Annotated in this window: 18 protein-coding genes; 9 read left to right on the plus strand and 9 right to left on the minus strand. The window is 56.0% G+C overall.

From position 1 onward, the window contains the following. The first annotated feature begins 64 nt into the window (after nt 1-64). Both pth and ACFQUU_RS14430 read left to right on the plus strand, forming a co-directional pair. Complete coding sequence (pth, locus tag ACFQUU_RS14425; protein ID WP_382248244.1) at nt 65-643, plus strand: aminoacyl-tRNA hydrolase; 579 nt, start codon at nt 65-67, stop codon at nt 641-643. Between the two features lie 79 nt (nt 644-722). Next, the gene (locus tag ACFQUU_RS14430) at nt 723-1,820 is read left to right on the plus strand and encodes a patatin-like phospholipase family protein (RefSeq protein WP_382248246.1); all 1,098 of its coding nucleotides are present in this window, start codon (nt 723-725) and stop codon (nt 1,818-1,820) included. Nucleotides 1,821-1,842: 22 nt separating this feature from the next. Here ACFQUU_RS14430 and ACFQUU_RS14435 read toward each other — a convergent pair whose 3' ends face one another. Next, complete coding sequence (locus ACFQUU_RS14435; protein ID WP_382248248.1) at nt 1,843-2,418, minus strand: hypothetical protein; 576 nt, start codon at nt 2,416-2,418, stop codon at nt 1,843-1,845. Nucleotides 2,419-2,549: 131 nt separating this feature from the next. Beyond that, on the minus strand, nt 2,550-3,131 hold the full coding sequence (locus ACFQUU_RS14440) for a hypothetical protein (protein WP_382248250.1): 582 nt from the start codon (nt 3,129-3,131) through the stop codon (nt 2,550-2,552). 245 nt (nt 3,132-3,376) lie between these two features. Between ACFQUU_RS14440 and ychF the strand changes: the two genes are divergently transcribed. The 3 genes from ychF to ACFQUU_RS14455 all read left to right on the plus strand — a co-directional run bounded on the left by ychF (nt 3,377) and on the right by ACFQUU_RS14455 (nt 6,789). Next, nucleotides 3,377-4,468: a redox-regulated ATPase YchF gene (gene ychF, locus ACFQUU_RS14445; RefSeq protein WP_382248252.1), complete on the plus strand. Its 1,092-nt coding sequence runs from the start codon at nt 3,377-3,379 to the stop codon at nt 4,466-4,468. Between the two features lie 23 nt (nt 4,469-4,491). Further along, the gene (locus ACFQUU_RS14450) at nt 4,492-5,343 is read left to right on the plus strand and encodes an MOSC domain-containing protein (RefSeq protein ID WP_382248254.1); all 852 of its coding nucleotides are present in this window, start codon (nt 4,492-4,494) and stop codon (nt 5,341-5,343) included. A gap of 351 nt (nt 5,344-5,694) precedes the next feature. After that, nucleotides 5,695-6,789: a DUF484 family protein gene (locus ACFQUU_RS14455; protein WP_382248256.1), complete on the plus strand. Its 1,095-nt coding sequence runs from the start codon at nt 5,695-5,697 to the stop codon at nt 6,787-6,789. Nucleotides 6,790-6,807: 18 nt separating this feature from the next. Here ACFQUU_RS14455 and ACFQUU_RS14460 read toward each other — a convergent pair whose 3' ends face one another. The 5 genes from ACFQUU_RS14460 to ACFQUU_RS14480 form a co-directional block, all read right to left on the minus strand. Continuing rightward, nucleotides 6,808-7,089, minus strand: coding sequence for a YfhL family 4Fe-4S dicluster ferredoxin (locus ACFQUU_RS14460; protein ID WP_382248258.1), 282 nt, complete (start codon nt 7,087-7,089; stop codon nt 6,808-6,810). Nucleotides 7,090-7,152: 63 nt separating this feature from the next. Beyond that, a complete protein-coding gene (gene coaD / locus ACFQUU_RS14465) occupies nt 7,153-7,641 on the minus strand; it encodes a pantetheine-phosphate adenylyltransferase (protein WP_057289892.1) in 489 nt (162 codons plus the stop codon). 43 nt (nt 7,642-7,684) lie between these two features. After that, entirely contained in the window at nt 7,685-8,362 is a 678-nt protein-coding gene (gene rsmD, locus ACFQUU_RS14470; protein WP_382248260.1) for a 16S rRNA (guanine(966)-N(2))-methyltransferase RsmD, read from the minus strand. Continuing rightward, nucleotides 8,359-9,714: a M16 family metallopeptidase gene (locus ACFQUU_RS14475; protein WP_382248531.1), complete on the minus strand. Its 1,356-nt coding sequence runs from the start codon at nt 9,712-9,714 to the stop codon at nt 8,359-8,361. The genes rsmD and ACFQUU_RS14475 overlap by 4 nt, the downstream gene beginning before the upstream one ends. Nucleotides 9,715-9,727: 13 nt before the next feature. After that, complete coding sequence (locus ACFQUU_RS14480; protein WP_382248262.1) at nt 9,728-11,101, minus strand: M16 family metallopeptidase; 1,374 nt, start codon at nt 11,099-11,101, stop codon at nt 9,728-9,730. A 153-nt stretch (nt 11,102-11,254) separates the two neighbouring features. On the opposite strand from ACFQUU_RS14480, the gene ftsY reads away from it, so the two are divergent. The 4 genes from ftsY (at nt 11,255) to rpoH (ending at nt 15,237) form a co-directional block, all read left to right on the plus strand. Next, complete coding sequence (ftsY, locus tag ACFQUU_RS14485; RefSeq protein WP_382248264.1) at nt 11,255-12,493, plus strand: signal recognition particle-docking protein FtsY; 1,239 nt, start codon at nt 11,255-11,257, stop codon at nt 12,491-12,493. Next, nucleotides 12,490-13,176, plus strand: a complete 687-nt coding sequence (locus ACFQUU_RS14490; protein ID WP_382248266.1) for a cell division ATP-binding protein FtsE — start codon at nt 12,490-12,492, stop codon at nt 13,174-13,176. The genes ftsY and ACFQUU_RS14490 overlap by 4 nt, the downstream gene beginning before the upstream one ends. Next, nucleotides 13,170-14,096 (plus strand): permease-like cell division protein FtsX, encoded by a 927-nt coding sequence (gene ftsX, locus ACFQUU_RS14495; RefSeq protein ID WP_382248533.1) that lies wholly within the window; start codon nt 13,170-13,172, stop codon nt 14,094-14,096. The genes ACFQUU_RS14490 and ftsX overlap by 7 nt, the downstream gene beginning before the upstream one ends. A gap of 244 nt (nt 14,097-14,340) precedes the next feature. Further along, nucleotides 14,341-15,237, plus strand: coding sequence for an RNA polymerase sigma factor RpoH (gene rpoH / locus ACFQUU_RS14500; protein ID WP_382248268.1), 897 nt, complete (start codon nt 14,341-14,343; stop codon nt 15,235-15,237). A 102-nt stretch (nt 15,238-15,339) separates the two neighbouring features. Here rpoH and ACFQUU_RS14505 read toward each other — a convergent pair whose 3' ends face one another. Together ACFQUU_RS14505 and cyoE are read right to left on the minus strand one after the other, a co-directional pair. Beyond that, entirely contained in the window at nt 15,340-15,966 is a 627-nt protein-coding gene (locus ACFQUU_RS14505) for an SCO family protein (RefSeq protein WP_382248270.1), read from the minus strand. 3 nt (nt 15,967-15,969) lie between these two features. Next, the gene (gene cyoE / locus ACFQUU_RS14510) at nt 15,970-16,854 is read right to left on the minus strand and encodes a heme o synthase (RefSeq protein ID WP_382248272.1); all 885 of its coding nucleotides are present in this window, start codon (nt 16,852-16,854) and stop codon (nt 15,970-15,972) included. Nucleotides 16,855-16,858 lie beyond the last annotated feature (4 nt).

Raw genomic sequence — 16,858 nt, forward strand, 5'->3', positions numbered from 1 at the left:
AGGGTCTTTGATATTTTCGCCTTGCAATTGCCGTTTTGGCAGCAACTCGGGCAAACCTAACAGCATGTCCATACGCCTCATCGTCGGCTTGGGAAATCCGGGCCCTGAATACGAACAGACAAGGCACAACGCCGGTTTTTGGCTGGTCGACAACTTGGCCGGAAACCGCCTCGTGCGGGAATCCCGTTACAACGCGCTGGCATGCAAAACCAGCATTGCAGGTCAGGAAGTCTGGCTGCTGGAGCCGCAGACCTACATGAACCGTTCGGGCCAGTCGGTCGGCGCACTCGCCCGCTTTTTCAAAATCGCGGCTGACGAAGTGCTGGTTGTCCATGACGAACTCGATCTGCCCCCTGGCGCTGCGAAAATCAAGAAAGGCGGATCTTCGGGCGGCCATAATGGATTGAAAGACATTACCGCTGCGCTCGGCACCCAGGATTACTGGCGGCTGCGCATCGGCATCGGGCATCCACGCTCGCTGAACCTGCAGCAACCCGTCGTCGACTTCGTACTTCATCGTCCGCGCAAGGAAGAACAGGCGCTGATCAACGAAGCGATAGAAAAAAGCATCGATGTGATTCCCATGCTCTGCGAAGGCAAGTTTGAGGCGGCAATGATGAAACTGCATTCAACGGCAAAATAGGCATGTCCCTTTCCGTAACCGCACCAATGGCGACAGACTACACGGACTATGTCATGCAACACCTTGGCCACGACCATACATGAATGGCCCGCTTTCAATCCACGCCGGCCCGAAGGCGCTTGCTCATCTGCGCGCCAACGGCTTGCGTGCACAGGATATTGCCATCATTCCTGGCGCAGCCGGTGGCCCTAAGGGGCTGATCCTGCAAAAGCTCGACCAGTGGATGTTCGGTAGCTGGTTGCCATCGGCACCGCGTGAACGTACATTGATCGGCGCGTCGATCGGCGCGTGGCGCATGGCGGCCGCCTGCCTCGCCGATCCGGTGTCGGGCTTCCTGCGCCTCGGCGATCTCTATTGCGAACAGACTTATCCACGCCGACCATCCGCGCGCTATGTCACCGACACCTGCAAGGCGGTCCTGAACGGGACCGTAGGCGGACATGAGCATGAAATACTCAACCATCCGCATTACCGCCTGCAGATCCTGGTGTCGCGCGGACGCGGTTTGCTGAAGGCGCCGACACGCAATGTTTCGGTGAGTACCGGCTTCGGCCTTGCCGTTCTGGGCAATTTCGTATCACGCTCCCAACTGGCAAACCACCTCGCCAGAGTTGTCATTGGCGACGAGAGGGAGCCGGCTTTCTGGCTCAAGGCAAAATTCGATGCCTTCCATACGGCCTTTGCTCCACTCTCCGCTGACAACCTGAACAGCGCCTTGCTGGCATCGGGCACTCTTCCGTTCACCATGGAACCGGTCCGCCATATTCCCCATGCACTGATCGGCACCTACTGGGACGGCGGCCTGATCGACTATCACCTGGCATTGCCGTACTCCCGCATCGCCGGCAATGCGGATGGCGGCTTGGTGCTGTATCCGCATTTCAGCAATGAAATCGTCCCAGGCTGGCTGGATAAATCCATGCCCTGGCGGCGCGCCAATATCGGCCGCAACCGCGAATGGCTGGATAATGTCATTTTGCTTTCGCCGTCACGCGATTTCCTGCAAACCTTGTCCTTGGGAAAACTACCTGATCGTAACGATTTCCATTATTACGGCCTGAACCATGCGGCGCGTATTCTGAACTGGAAGCTGGCCATCGGCGAAGGCGAGCGCCTGCGCGATGCCCTGGCCGAATTTGTCGAAAAGCCAAACCTCGATCTGGTACAACCGATCTAAGCTTTTCTTCATTGGTCACAGGTTACAACTGCCGATAAAGTGCAGATTGGAGATGCTTAGGCAGCGGCATATCCTTTCCCGCTTCGTTATAGTCTTTTCCCTTCCTTGCTGGTTGAATTGACTGAAATATCGATGGAAAGGTCGGAGTCACGATACGGTGAATTCCCTTGCATTCTTCACATGGATATAAATTTGGTTTGAATGCCCTGTTTTTGTGTGAGCCGACAGATCCGTACCCATCCCAGACAGCTTGCGCCGCTTTCTGAGACACTGGCTTGCAGGCGCTCACCCAATTTACCCCGAGGACCTCGATATAAAACCCCACTAGATTTGAGACCAGATCTTCTTCACTGTAGCCGCTATTGGTAAGCCAAGAATACTGTTCCTGCATGCTTTCAAAACCAAGCGATACCTCCATGAAAATGGAAAGTGCTACTGACTGTTTCTGTGCAATCGACAAACCCTTTTTCACCCAATAGGCGCGGAAGTGTTCCGTCGAAACTCCATAGCGGCCCATAGATTGCCGGTACCCGACAACATGCTTGCCCTGATAACCTGGAATGTCGAGACCATTTTCATGAAGTATGTCTTGCCACAAGTATCTCGCGCTGGCATGTGGACGGACCGATGAAGAGGTCAAATGTCCGAGATCGATCCAACCGCAATTGCATGTGTAAACGAGGCGCCCGCTACGAATATCCTCACGCGTAGTCACAAGTAATTCCTTTGCTATTCATAATGGATTATCCGGACTTCCAACTGCTCGGGGCCTGACGTAGGACTAATAAGCACGGCGACCGCTTGGCTTCCCCGTCCTGTAAAGCGTGCATCATAGATCGGCTTCATTTGACTGAAGAAGAGAGTCTCATGGCTGTCTTTCGATGTATCCAAAGCAAAACCAACAGATTGGAGATAGGCGCTAATCTGCATAGCAAGCAGATTGCCGTTCCTGTTCCGGGTCAGATAGATGACAGCAGACTGCGGAGGCTTGTTACCGTCTCCGGAGCTACCGTAATATTCCGGCTCGTCCACGGGCTCAATAATCGGCACGCCGCGAATGAGCCCCGACATTTTTAAAAGGTAAGCAAGAGAGCCTCGCTGAGGGTAATAGTCCTCTTCATGGAGAACGTAAAGCGCGTACCAAATCAATGAAATGGATACGCCTATGCCAAAGACAACAAGTGAACTGCGTAATACCTTTGCCAAAAATAAAGCCATTTCATTGCAATTTTTACAATATTGGATCGCAATTTTATCTAACAAATCTGCTTGGAGGGACAATTTTTGAACATTTCGTCTCGCGGCTTTCATCACATGCCCTGCGATTCAAAAAGTCGATAGCGCCTATCACAGTCAGTCTTTGGATCAGACCTTCAGAGAAGGTTACAATTGCTCTTTTGAGGAACCAACCGGCAAGAATTGTCTCGCGCGACGCCGCGCTGCATTGCCGTAGCTCTTTTTTCTGTGCCAGATTGGAATTCAAGCTGCTTAGACGTTAGTCGGCATCCCAAATGAATTTGAAACACGGCTAACCCTTGATTTAGAAAGTTATACGCATGAGTCTCAAATGCGGCATCGTCGGCCTGCCTAACGTCGGCAAATCCACCCTATTCAATGCACTGACCAAAGCGGGCATTGCTGCGGAAAATTATCCATTCTGCACCATCGAGCCAAACGTCGGCATCGTGGAAGTTCCGGATCCCCGCCTCAAGCAGCTTTCCGACATCGTCAAGCCCGAGCGCATTGTCCCCGCTGTCGTCGAATTTGTAGACATCGCCGGCTTGGTAGCGGGCGCGTCCAAGGGCGAAGGCCTCGGCAACCAGTTCCTCGCACACATCCGTGAAACCGATGCGATCGTCAACGTCGTGCGCTGCTTCGAAGACCCGAACGTGATCCACGTCGCCGGTAAAGTCAGTCCGCTTGATGACATCGCCGTCATCCAGACCGAACTTGCACTGGCTGACATGGGCACCGTCGAAAAGGCAATCCACCGCGAAAACAAGAAAGCACGTTCCGGCGACAAGGAAGCGGCCAAGCTGGTCGATCTGCTGGAACGCATCATGCCGCAACTGAACGATGCCAAGCCGGTACGCGCCATGGGTCTGGACGCAGAAGAAATGGCGATCATCAAGTCGCTCTGCCTGATCACCGCCAAGCCAGCCATGTACGTAGCCAATGTCTCCGACACCGGTTTCACCAACAACCCGCTGCTCGACCAGTTGACCGCCTACGCGCAGGAACAGAATGCACCTATCGTCGCGATCTGCGCCGCGATCGAAGCGGAAATCGCCGATCTCGATGATGCAGACAAGGGCGAATTCCTGGCCGACATGGGCATGGAAGAACCGGGCCTCGATCGCCTGATCCGTGCCGGCTTCAAGCTGCTCGGCCTGCAGACCTATTTCACCGCAGGCGTGAAAGAAGTGCGTGCATGGACGGTTCCGGTTGGTGCGACCGCACCGCAGGCAGCCGGCGTGATCCACACCGATTTCGAACGCGGCTTCATCCGCGCGCAAACGATCGCCTTCGAAGACTTCATTGCCTACAAGGGCGAACAGGGTGCGAAGGAAGCCGGCAAGATGCGCGCCGAAGGCAAGGAATACATTGTCAAGGACGGCGATGTGCTGAACTTCCTGTTTAACGTCTAAGCACTACGTAAATCCAACGCGCCATGCCCATCCTGACCGAACTGAATCTTTATCCGATTAAATCCTGCGCCGGCATTTCCCTGCGTGAGGCGACCGTCACGCCTGCGGGCCTGATGAGCGAGCAGATCTATGATCGCGAATGGATGGTGGTGGATGCGGAAGGACAGTTCATGACGCAGCGCGATTATCCGAAGATGGCCCTGATCGTTCCGCGCATCAAGGCCGACACGCTGGAACTGCGCGCACCAGGCATGCTGCGGCTGGAAGTGCCGCTTGGCCTGCCCGATCCATCCGAGGAAACCACGCTGACGGTGCACGTCTGGGGCGAACCGGTACACGCGTATGACTGCGACGAAACCACGGCGACATGGTTTTCGAAGTTTTTAGGCACGCCATGCCGTCTCGTGCGTTTTCATGCCGAAGCCAAGCGGATCGCCAACAAGAAATGGACCAATGGTCTGGAAGTACCAACCTTGTTTGCAGACGGCTATCCAATGCTGGTGATCTCCGAAGCCTCGCTCGCCGACCTCAATAGCAAGCTACAGGCGCAAGGTCGGCAACCGCTACCGATGAATCGCTTCCGCCCGAATATCGTCGTGAATGGCATCGAGGCCTTCGAGGAAGATGTCACCGAATCATTCAGGATCGGCGATGCCGTGCTCAAGCCGGTCAAGCCCTGCCCACGCTGTCCCATGCCTTCAGTGGATCAGGCAACCGGCGAATTTGGCCCCAATCCGCTCGACATCCTGCAAACCTACCGAGCCAATCCCCGCGTTGATGGCGGCATTACATTTGGCATGAATGCCATCCTGCTCGAAGGCGAAGGCCAAGTGTTGCGGGTTGGGCAGGAAGTCGATATCAACATCGCATTCTGACCTGACAACACGCGGATAACAGATGCATGATGTGCATCGCTCGATTCGAGCCCGCCTTATTACATTTCTAGTTGCCATCCGGTCTATTGTGACCCAGGATGGGACACGGTAGTATCTAATACCAATCCCAACCCATAACGCACCATGACATCGCGCCTTTTCCCGGCTGCTGGCGTTGCACTCGTCGTCAATAGCAAGGCAATTGACTCCTCCTGCGCCTTGCCAGTCAAAAAAATCCAGCGCTCTCATTTGTCACGTTACAGGTGGGGATTGGTATAAACGAATTTTCGTTCAAGCCCTTTGAGCATCCGCCGCCCGTCTCGCCGATGCCCTGACACGGAGCCTTCGCCGATGACGCAAGACCTGGTTGCAGAAAACAGGCGGCTGCGCGAGCAGCTGGTGCAGCTATTGGCACAGGCGGAAAAAAACCAGCGCATCCTGCAAAAGCATCAGGCATTCGACCTGCAATTCATTTCGGCCGGCAGCCTGCGTGAACTGCTTGATACGGTCTTCGATACCTTCGCAAGTTCAGCTGGCCTCCATGTGGTGACCCTGACTTTGCTTGACCCGGATTACGACATTCGCCGCATCCTGGTCGATCTCAGCATCCAGCAGGCGGAATTTCCTCACCTGCTCTTCCTGCAGGAAGAAGCCGAGTTCGGCGAGCTTGCAGGCAAATTGTTCAAGCCCGTATTAGGTACTTATTCAGAAGAACTGCATGGCCGCGTTTTCCCTGAACCGATTGTGCCGCCAGCCAGCGTGGCCATTTTGCCTCTTGTTCGGCATGGCAAGCTGATCGGCTGCATGAATCTTGGTAGCGACGATACTAAGCGTTTTGCGCCGGCACTGAGTACGGAATTCATTGAACACCTGGCGTCCATCATCGCCATCTGCGTTGAAAACGTCATCAATACCGAGAGGCTGAAGCATATCGGGTTGACCGATCCGCTCACCGGCGTCAACAATCGACGCTACATCGAGCGCCGCCTGCTTGAGGAAATCGGCCGCTCATGGCGTCAGAGCTATGCCTTGTCCTGCATGTACATCGATATCGATCATTTCAAGCGCATCAACGACCGCATGGGACATCAGGCCGGTGACGAAGTATTGCGAGGCGTGGCCGCTCGCATCAAGGCGGAACTGCGCCTGAGCGATGCGCTTGGGCGTTTCGGTGGTGAGGAATTCGTCGTCCTGCTGATCGATACCGAACAGGTGGATGCGGTGAATGTCGCCGAACGTATCCGTCTTGGGATTGCGGAACATCCGCTGGTGCTGCTCAGCGGCCAGACGCTCGATGTGACGGTGTCACTGGGGGTTGCCGCACTGGATACGAAGGCGAGCGCGGAAAGTGTCGAAGCAGCCGCCCAGCGCCTGGTGGCGCAGGCTGACCAGGCACTTTACAAAGCGAAGGAAGCAGGTCGGAACCGCGTGATTGCCGCAGGCTGAAGGCAATCCGAATCGGCGCTATGCCTGTGCCTTGTCCTGGTTTTTCGCCGCTGCTTCCGCTTGCAGGCGCTCATACTTTGCCTGCAGTTGTTCCTTGCTTTCCCGCCAGGCCGGGTTGAAGGGAATGCATTCCACCGGACATATCTGCTGGCATTGCGGCTCATTGAAGTGGCCGACGCACTCCGTACATTTGTCGGGATCGATCTCGTAGATCTCGGTCCCCATGTAAATCGCGTCGTTCGGGCACTCGGGCTCGCACACGTCGCAATTGATACATTCGTCCGTAATCATTAATGCCATAACAACCTCTGCTGTGCTGCCCGCGCATTCGCCGGTTGGCGAATGCCGCGATGAGGATGCGGCTTATTTGCCGCTGGCAGCCAATTTTTCCTTCAGCCATTTTTCGACCGAAGGGAAGACAAACTTGGAGACATCACCGCCCAGTGTGGCGATTTCGCGCACAATGGTGCCGGATATGAATTGATATTGGTCCGACGGCGTCAGGAACAAGGTTTCGACGTCGGGCAACAGGTAGCGGTTCATGCCAGCCATCTGGAATTCATATTCGAAGTCCGACACCGCACGCAGACCGCGTACGATGACGCGCGCATCATGCGCACGCACAAAATCCTTCAGCAAGCCCGAAAAGCTTTCGACCTGCACGTTCGGATAATGGCCCAGCACCTCGTTGGCGATGGATAGACGCTCTTCCATCGAAAAAAACGGCCGCTTGTTCTTGCTGTCGGCAACGCCTACCACCAGCTTGTCGAACAAACCCGAAGCGCGCCTTACCAGATCTTCGTGGCCGCGCGTGAGTGGATCGAACGTGCCTGGATAAACTGCTGTGACCATCTTGGCTCCCTGACCAGTGATGAAACAAATTCCGGAACGCGCATTATGCCTGATTTTCCGGCATGCTTTTGCGCTGCAGCAAGTGATAGAACACCATGCCCGCCTTGTCTGCTCGCACGACTGCCCACCCATCCAGCCAATTCGGCGTGGATTCACCTTCCGCTTCGGTGTCCAGCAGTGTTTCAGCTTCAGCATATACCATGCCGCCGTCGGCCAACAGTTGCCGGCAAACAGGTAGTATTTTTACCAGCCAGTCGCGGTGATATGGCGGATCGAGGAAGATCAGTTCGAAGCGCATGTCGTGTCGCAACAGGGTGTGCGCTGTCGCCAAGGCATCCCCACGTCGAATGTCGACCTGTGTCGCCTTTAGCTTGTCGCGTGTTGCATCGAGCTGTCGCACGGCAGCCGCACTGTCTTCCACCATCAGCACACCGGCAGCGCCACGGCTTGCCGCTTCAAAACCGAGTGCACCCGTGCCTGCAAACAAGTCCAGGCAGCGCACTCTGGTCCAGTTCCCATCGAACAGGTGATTGAGCCAGTTGAAGACGGTTTCGCGGACGCGGTCCGGCGTAGGACGCAGTCCTTCCGCATCAAGCACAGCCAGCGGCGTCCTTTTCCACTGACCACCTATGATACGCACCTGGCGTGCTGGTCCTGCATGACGTGGAGCAGGCGCCGGCCTGTTTTTACGACTAGCCTGCATGCTGTTGGGTCGCGTCATTTCGCCGTGTCCGCATTGCTGGCCGCACTGCCGACGATAACTGTCGACATTTTATCGAGTGCGACTTTGCGATTGAACGCCGCTTTGATATCGGCTGCAGTTACCTTGGCCACATTACTGGTCCAGGTGTCGAGATAATTCAGAGGCAGTCGGTAAAAACCGATCGCGGCAATGTTGTCGAGAATCTTCTTGTTGTTGTCTATACGCAACGCAAAACCACCGATCAGGTTGTCCTTGGCGGCTTTCACTTCCTGCTCTGTCGGACCGTTACGCAGATAGGTCGAGATGGTGTCGCGAACAACGGATAATGCATTGTCGGTTTGCTCTTTTTGCGTCTGCAGGCCTGCCTGGAATGGCCCTGGTTGCGCAAGCGGGTTGAAATAGCTATAGACGCTGTATGAGAGTCCGCGCTTTTCGCGCACCTCGCGCGTCAACCGTGAAACGAAGCCACCCCCGCCGAGCGTGTAGTTTCCAACCATTAAGGGAAAATAATCAGGATCGCCGCGCGCGATAGCCGGCATGCCTAACAGGATGTGCGCTTGCGATGCGGGATGCGCGATGCGTTCTTCCTTGGGCGGGGCAATGTCGACCGAGGGCAGTTCAGGCAAGGAAGTCCCTTCCGGCAGGCGCGCCGTCAACTGTTGCGCGATCGCGTCGGCGTCAGCACGGCTCAGGTCACCGATGATGGACACAATGGCGCGGTTGGCTACGTAGTGGGCATTGTGAAAAGCAACCAGATCATCACGCGTAATTGACTCCACCGAAGCGACGGTTTCATGCCTGGCATAGGGATGACTACCGTAGAGCACACGCCAGAAGGCCTTGTCGGCAATCGACTCCGGTTTGGTTTCACTTTCCCTGATCGCGGCAATTGTTCTCGCTTTGTCGCGAGCCAGGAAGTTTTCCGGAAAGCTGGGATGGGCCAGCAACCGAGCCAGCAATGTGACCGAAGCATCGCGTTCGGCGGGACTGCTTAGCGTGCGCAGGCTGGCGCCGGCACGATCACCACCTGCCCCGCCTCCGCGTTGTGCCGCGGTGTCGGCAAAGGCGTCGGAAATCTGTGCTTCCGTCATCGCCGGTTCCGCGACCGGCGTGGTCGATTCACGCAAGCCGCGCGCGAGCATGGCGTTGGTCAGTGAAGCGACGCCCGACTTGTCTTGTGGGTCGCGGCGAGAACCCGCGTCGAACTCGACGCTCAGGTCGACGACCGGGATCGAATGGTTTTCGACAAACAGCACACGTGTGCCGTTGGCAAGCGACCACGACTGTATCTGCAAAGCGGCATGTGCCGGTGCAATGCCGGTAAAACCGATGGCCATGCCGGCCAGGGCAAAGAAAAAGCGTTTGAACATCATCATTCCTCGATTAATGGCGCAGGCCCTTGGGCGGCGGAGCGGATTTTTTCTCGGACAATGGCAGCGGGACCAGGGTTGCTACAGTCAACGTGTCATCGCTGAAATATTTTTGCGCAACGGCTTGGACCTGTTCGCTGGTAACCGCTTTCAGCTTCTCAATGATACGGTCGATCTTGGTATGCGATAACCCGCTCATTTCCATGACACCGATTTCCATCGCCTGGCCGAAAATCGAATCGCGCTTATAGATCTGGCCAGCGATCAACTGCGTCTTCACACGTTTTAGTTCCTCTTGCGATACCCCTTCCTTGGCGATGCGGTCGACCTCTGCACGCAGCAGCTTTTCGAGTTGTTCGGTGGTCGTGCCTTGCGACGGCGTGCCGTCGAGCAGGAACAATGCCGGGCCGCGTGCGACATTGGAATAACCGGCCCCCGCCGAATTGGCGACTTTGTCGGTTCGTACCAATTTGGCATTCAGTCGCGCATTATCGTAACCGTCAAGAATGGCGGCGAGCACATCGAGTGCATGGGATTCGTCATCCTTTTCGACATCGCGCAGGGTCGGTGCCTTGAATGCCATGACGACATAGGGATTCTCCGCCGGCGCCTTGATGGTCACGCGCCGGATGCCGCGCTGCTCAGGTTCGTCCTGTGGGCGTGTCGTCGGCACAGCCTTGCGCGGGATCTTGCCGTAATACTTCTGGGCAAGCGCCAGCACCTGCCTGGCGTCGACATCTCCGGTCACGACCATCACTGCATTGTTTGGCGCATACCAGCGGTCATACCAGCTCTTTGCGTCCTGCACGGTCATGCTTTTCAAATCTTCCATCCATCCAGCGATGGGGTGATGATAAGGATGCGCCATGAAGGCTGTGGCATTCAGGGCCTCGTAGACCTGCGGAATAGGCTGGTCCTCGGTGCGCCAGCGTCGTTCTTCCATCACGACACGGATCTCGCGCGCGAACTCGTCCTTATCGAAAATCAGGTTTGCCATACGGTCCGATTCAAGGCGCATTACCTGTTCCAGCTTCGACTTTTCTATCTGCTGGAAGTATGCGGTGTAGTCTTTGCTGGTGAACGCGTTTTCGCGCCCGCCGAGCGCTGCGACACGCTGGCTGAATTCGCCCGGCTTGAGCGATTTGGTGCCTTTGAACATCATGTGCTCAAGAGCATGCGCAATTCCGGTCGTGCCGTTCTGCTCGTCCATCGAACCCGCCTTGTACCAAACCATGTGCGCCACCGTCGGTGCGCGATGGTCTTCCTTGACGATAATTTTCATGCCGTTATCCAGCATGAACTCTTGCGCGATGTCGGCAGCGCCTGCAGTAACAGGCAACCAGTTCAGCACGCACGCCGACAGCAGGATGGCAATCCGGAATTTCATATTCTGTGCTCTGATAAAATACGGGGCTAGTGATGATGCAGCGGACGCATAATTGACTGTAAAAGAGCGCCGCACATTAAATGAGGTTCCGATTGTATCTTCTTTCAGCTGCGCAGCTTTGCGCGCGCCGAACTGCCACTCCTCCCTACCCGAATGTTTAGTTTCTTTAAGAAAAAACCGAAAGATACGCCTGCGCCGCAGGAATCGCCCGCTTCTACCAACGAGCCCCAGACCACGACTCCGGTTGAAGGTACGCCAGCGCCTGTTTCAGCTTCCGTCCCGGAATCGCCTGCCACTGAACAAAAGTCGTGGTTCGGCTTGTTCAAGCGTGATGCCACTCCATTTCCCCAGCCTGAAGACGAGCTAGCCCAGGACGTAACGACGCCAGCGCCCGCTTCTTCCTCGACAGCGGAACCGGCGACCCCGGCACTTGCCTTCGAGGAAGACAATGAAGAAGGCGAGATCGTTCCGGCCGCACCGACCGAACTCGAGCAAAAGCGTTCCTGGATGCAACGCCTTAAATCCGGCTTATCCAAAACGTCGAGCAATCTGACAACCCTGTTTGTCGGTGCAAAGATTGATGAAGATCTTTATGAAGAGCTTGAATCGGCGCTGCTGGTGTCCGACGCGGGTGTCGAGGCGACACAGTTCATTCTTGATTCGCTCAAGAAAAAGGTGAAAAGCGAGAAGCTGACCGATGCTGACCAAGTGAAGACTGCCTTGCGCACACTGCTGATCGACATGCTGACGCCGCTGCAGAAACCGATGGTGCTCGGCCGGCATCAGCCTTTGGTGATGATGATTGCCGGTGTCAATGGTGCCGGCAAGACCACTACCATCGGCAAACTGGCCAAACACCTCCAGGCTCATCAGCAGTCCGTGTTGCTGGCCGCCGGAGACACCTTTCGCGCGGCAGCGCGGGAACAGCTGGCCATCTGGGGCGAGCGCAACAACGTGTCGGTGATTGCACAGGAGTCAGGCGATCCCGCCGCAGTGGCGTTTGATGCCGTGCAATCAGCACGGGCGCGCGGCACGAACGTCGTGATGATCGACACTGCTGGTCGCCTGCCGACCCAGCTGCACCTGATGGAAGAATTGAAGAAGGTGCGCCGTGTCATCGGTAAAGGGATGGCGTCCGCACCGCACGAAATCTTGCTCGTCATCGACGGCAATACCGGCCAGAACGCACTGGCGCAGGTCAAGGCATTTGACGATGCGCTCGGGCTTACGGGTCTGATCGTGACCAAGCTCGACGGCACCGCCAAGGGTGGTGTCCTGGCAGCGATCGCCAAGACGCGTCCGGTTCCAGTGTACTTTATTGGCGTAGGCGAAAAGATCGAGGACCTCCAGCCTTTCAATGCTGAAGAATTTGTTGAAGCTTTGCTGACATGATCGAATTCAGGCAGGTTTCCAAGCAATACAGCCGAGGCAGTTCGGCGTTGGCGGACATCACGCTATCAATCGCCAAGGGAGAGCTGGCGTACCTGTCCGGCCCCTCAGGTGCCGGCAAATCGACCTTGCTGAAGATGATTGCTGCGATCGAGCGACCAACTTCGGGCAACGTCCTGGTGAATGGCCAGGATATCGGCAAGCTATCAGCGTCGGGAATCCCTTATCTTCGCCGCAATCTTGGACTGATGTTCCAACCAGCCAACCTCTTGAGCGACCGTAGCGTGGTTGCCAACGTGATGCTGCCCTTACTGGTGACCGGATCGACCCGCAATGAAGCCGAAAAGCGGGCACGAGTAGCATTGGACAAAGTGGGTCTGGCCGACAAGGCGGCCTCGGAACCGCTCGCGCTGTCGGGCGGTGAACAGCAGCGCGTGGCCATCGCCCGTGCCATCGTCAACCGTCCTCAAATCATTCTGGCAGACGAGCCGACCGCAAATCTCGACCGTGCCAGCGCGAACCGGGTGATGGATGCACTCACGGCCTTTCATGAGGCTGGCGTAACTTGCCTGATCGCAACGCACGACGAAGCTATCCTGCGTAACGCCGACCGCATCATCTATCTTGACGGCGGACGTCTCACAAAAAACCCGGAAACGCATCTCACGCAGGAATCTGCATTATGAGCTGGCTTTCACAACATCTTGCCGCCCTCCGGGATGCAATGGCTCACGTAGCTTCTTCGGCCGGCAGCTTTATCCTGAATGTGCTGGTCGTGGCGATTGCCCTGGCGCTTCCGATTGCCGGACTGACCATTCTTGAGAATGTCCGGCCAGTATCCGAGCAACTGGCGGTGGAACCGGAAATCAGCCTGTTCATGGCAATCGATACACCGCGCGAGCGGGTGACGGCGCTGGCACCGCAAATCCGCCATATCGTGCAGGCTTCTCAGAGCACCGGGCGGCTGGAGTTTATTCCACGCGAACGCGCGTTGACCTTACTGAAGGATAAAACCGGGTTGTCGGATGCGATCACGGCGCTTGGAGAAAATCCGCTGCCCGACGGCTATGTCCTGAAATTGTCCGGTGTACAAAGCAGCAGTGATGCAGCGCGTGTCGAAGCGATTGCCGCACAACTGAAAAACCTTCCTGGCGTCGAATATGTCCAAATCGATTCAGCCTGGGTCAAGCGGCTGGCCGCATTGATGCAGGTGCTGCGGATTGCCCTGCTCTTTCTTGCCACAACCTTGGGTGTGGTGGTCGTGGCAGTCGTCTTCAATACCATCCGGTTGCAGGTGATGACCCAGCGCGAGGAAATTGAGGTGTGCCGGATGTTTGGTGCAACGGATAGCTTTATTTGCCGGCCGTTCTACTATTCTGGCGCATTACTCGGCTTGGCGGCAGGTATCCTGGCACTTGGCGTGGTCGCACTTGCCTTGGGACCGCTGAATGGCGCCATTACGGAATTTGCCCGGCTTTACGCGTCGGAATTCCGGCTGACTCCGCTCACTGTGCAAACCCAGTTTGCTCTTTTGCTAATCAGTGCCGGTTTAGGCCTCATTGGTGCGTTGATGTCGGTTAAGCGGCATCTAGCACGACTTGGCTAAGCCCGGCTGATTAAAGCTTTTAGGCAATTTCCTGCTTTTTCTTTGAGCCCTCGCAACTTACTGCACCCGGTGTGGCCTAAAGTCTCCTTGACCAATCGTTACGGAAGTGCAATAGGTCTACCCTATGAACATCGTTGAAATCGGTGATTAGCACTCTGCTGCGGGGAGTGCTAATATAATGCTCAACAAGGAGTGAATTACTGGCATTTGACGGTAATCGAAACTCGTGAAGCAAGGAGAAACAATGAACGCATCTGCACAGTCCGCATTGGTTCCATCCGCAAAGAATGCTTTGGCGCTGGGTTTCTCGGGAAACCTTGGCAATATTGAAGCGTATATTTCGGCTGTGAACCGTATCCCCATGCTCACGCATGAGGAAGAGACGTCGCTTGCGCGTGAGTTCCGTGAAAAGAATGATTTGGGCGCAGCGCAAAAGCTGGTGATGTCACACCTGCGGCTGGTCGTTTCGATTGCACGTGGTTACCTCGGCTACGGCTTGCCGCATGCCGATCTGATTCAAGAAGGCAATATTGGCTTGATGAAGGCAGTCAAGCGGTTCGACCCTGACCAAGGGGTTCGTCTGGTGTCGTATGCGATGCACTGGATCAAGGCCGAGATGCATGAGTACATCCTGAAAAACTGGCGGCTCGTCAAAGTTGCCACGACGAAGGCCCAACGCAAGCTGTTCTTCAACCTGCGCAGCCATAAGGAAGGCCTCGATGCAATGACGCCGGCACAGGTCGACGATCTGGCCAAGTCGCTGAACGTCAAACGGGAGGAAGTCATTGAGATGGAAACCCGTATGTCCGGCCACGATATAGCACTCGATGCGCCAAGCGATGATGAAGACGACAAGTTCGCACCGATCGCGTATCTGTCGTCGGAGGCAAGTGAGCCGACCAGGACATTGGAGGCGCGCCAGTACGACCGTCTGCAGTCCGAAGGTCTGGAAACGGCGCTCGGCAAGCTCGATCCGCGCTCACGCCGTATCGTCGAAGCGCGCTGGCTGGCCAATGACGACGGTTCTGGCGCGACACTGCATGAACTGGCCGACGAATTCGGTGTTTCGGCCGAACGAATCCGCCAGATCGAGAGCGCGGCCCTGAAGAAAATGAAAGGTACGCTAGCGGCTTATGCCTGATGCCTGATCGGTATCGTGCAGGTTATCAACCAGCAATAAAAAGGCGCTCCATGGAGCGCCTTTTTCATATCTGCGGTGTTGCCTGCGCCGTGTGGCGAGGCTTTATGACAGCAGCAGTTTCAGGTCATGCACGATGGGTTCGGCGCCCTGCCCATGTCTTACGAAGAGGCGAATGCGACCTTGCGGGTCGAACACGTAGCTGCCCGCCGCGTGGTCCATCGTGTAGCTGCCTGGCTCCTTGCCTGGCACCTTCTGGTAAAGCACTTTGAAATCCTTGGCAATCTTTTCGGTCTGCGCCTTGTCGCCAACCAGTCCAAGGAAACGTGTATCAAATGAAGGAACATATTTGGACAGTAATGCAGGCGTATCCCGCTCAGGATCGACAGTAACGAACAATACCTGCACTTTGTCGGCCTGCGGTCCGAGTTGCTGCATCACGCTTGCCATTTCCGCCATGGTACTCGGACAAACATCGGGGCACTGGGTATAACCGAAAAACACGACCACCGCCTTGCCTTTGAAATCGGACAGCGTACGCATCGTCCCGTTATGATCCGGCATCGCGAAATCCTTCGCGTAATCCAGTCCGGTGACGTCGGTGTTCTTGAAAGTGGATGCGGAGGACGATTGCAACTGTCCGCCCTCACCCAGCTTGTCGCAGGCTGAAAGCATTAGCGCTGCAGCGAGCAGCAGGAAAGGCGCGAAACGGTGTCGAAAATAGGATGGCATGCTTCAGAATTTGAAGTAGTGATCGACCAGCAAGGCGATGAACAGCAATGACAGGTAGATGATTGAATAGGCAAAAGTCTTGCGGGCGATCAGATCGGTGTAATGACGATAGACCTGCCATGCATACCAGAGAAAGACGGCGCCGAGCACCGCCGCACTGGCCAGGTAAATCAGGCCACTCATCTGAACCGCAAACGGCAGCATGGTAGTGGCAACCAGCGCAATCGTGTACAGCCAAATATGGAACTGGGTGAATTTCAGGCCATGGGTGACAGGCAGCATCGGCAGGCCAGACTTGGCATAGTCGTCACGGCGGTACAGGGCGAGTGCCCAGAAGTGTGGCGGTGTCCACACAAAAATGATCAGTACGAGTATCCAAGCCTGCATCGGCACGTCATTGGCGACGGCTGCCCAGCCCAGCGCAGGTGGCATGGCACCAGAAAGACCACCGATGACGATGTTTTGCGGGGTCGCAGGCTTCAGCAGCATGGTATAGATGACCGCATAACCGACAAAGGTGGCGAACGTCAGCCACATGGTTAACGGGTTCACAAAATTAAACAGTACCCACATACCGGCACCGCCGATGATGCCGGAGAACACCAGTGTCTGCGTGACCGTGATTTCTCCGCGCGCCATCGGTCGGCGGGCAGTGCGAGCCATCCGTGAATCGATCTCGCGCTCAACCAGGCAGTTGACCGCGAATGCGGCACCGGCCAGCAGCCAGATACCGATCGTTGCTGCAACCACAATTTTCCAGCTCGGCAGATCAGGCGATGCCAGGAACATGCCGATTACGGCACAGAACACGGCCAGCTGGGTCACACGCGGTTTGGTGAGAGCCCAATACTGAGCGATGCGGTTGGGATGTACGGTCAGGGTAGTCACTTGG

This window comes from Herbaspirillum sp. GCM10030257, from assembly GCF_042666555.1.
GTDB lineage: Bacteria > Pseudomonadota > Gammaproteobacteria > Burkholderiales > Burkholderiaceae_D > Noviherbaspirillum.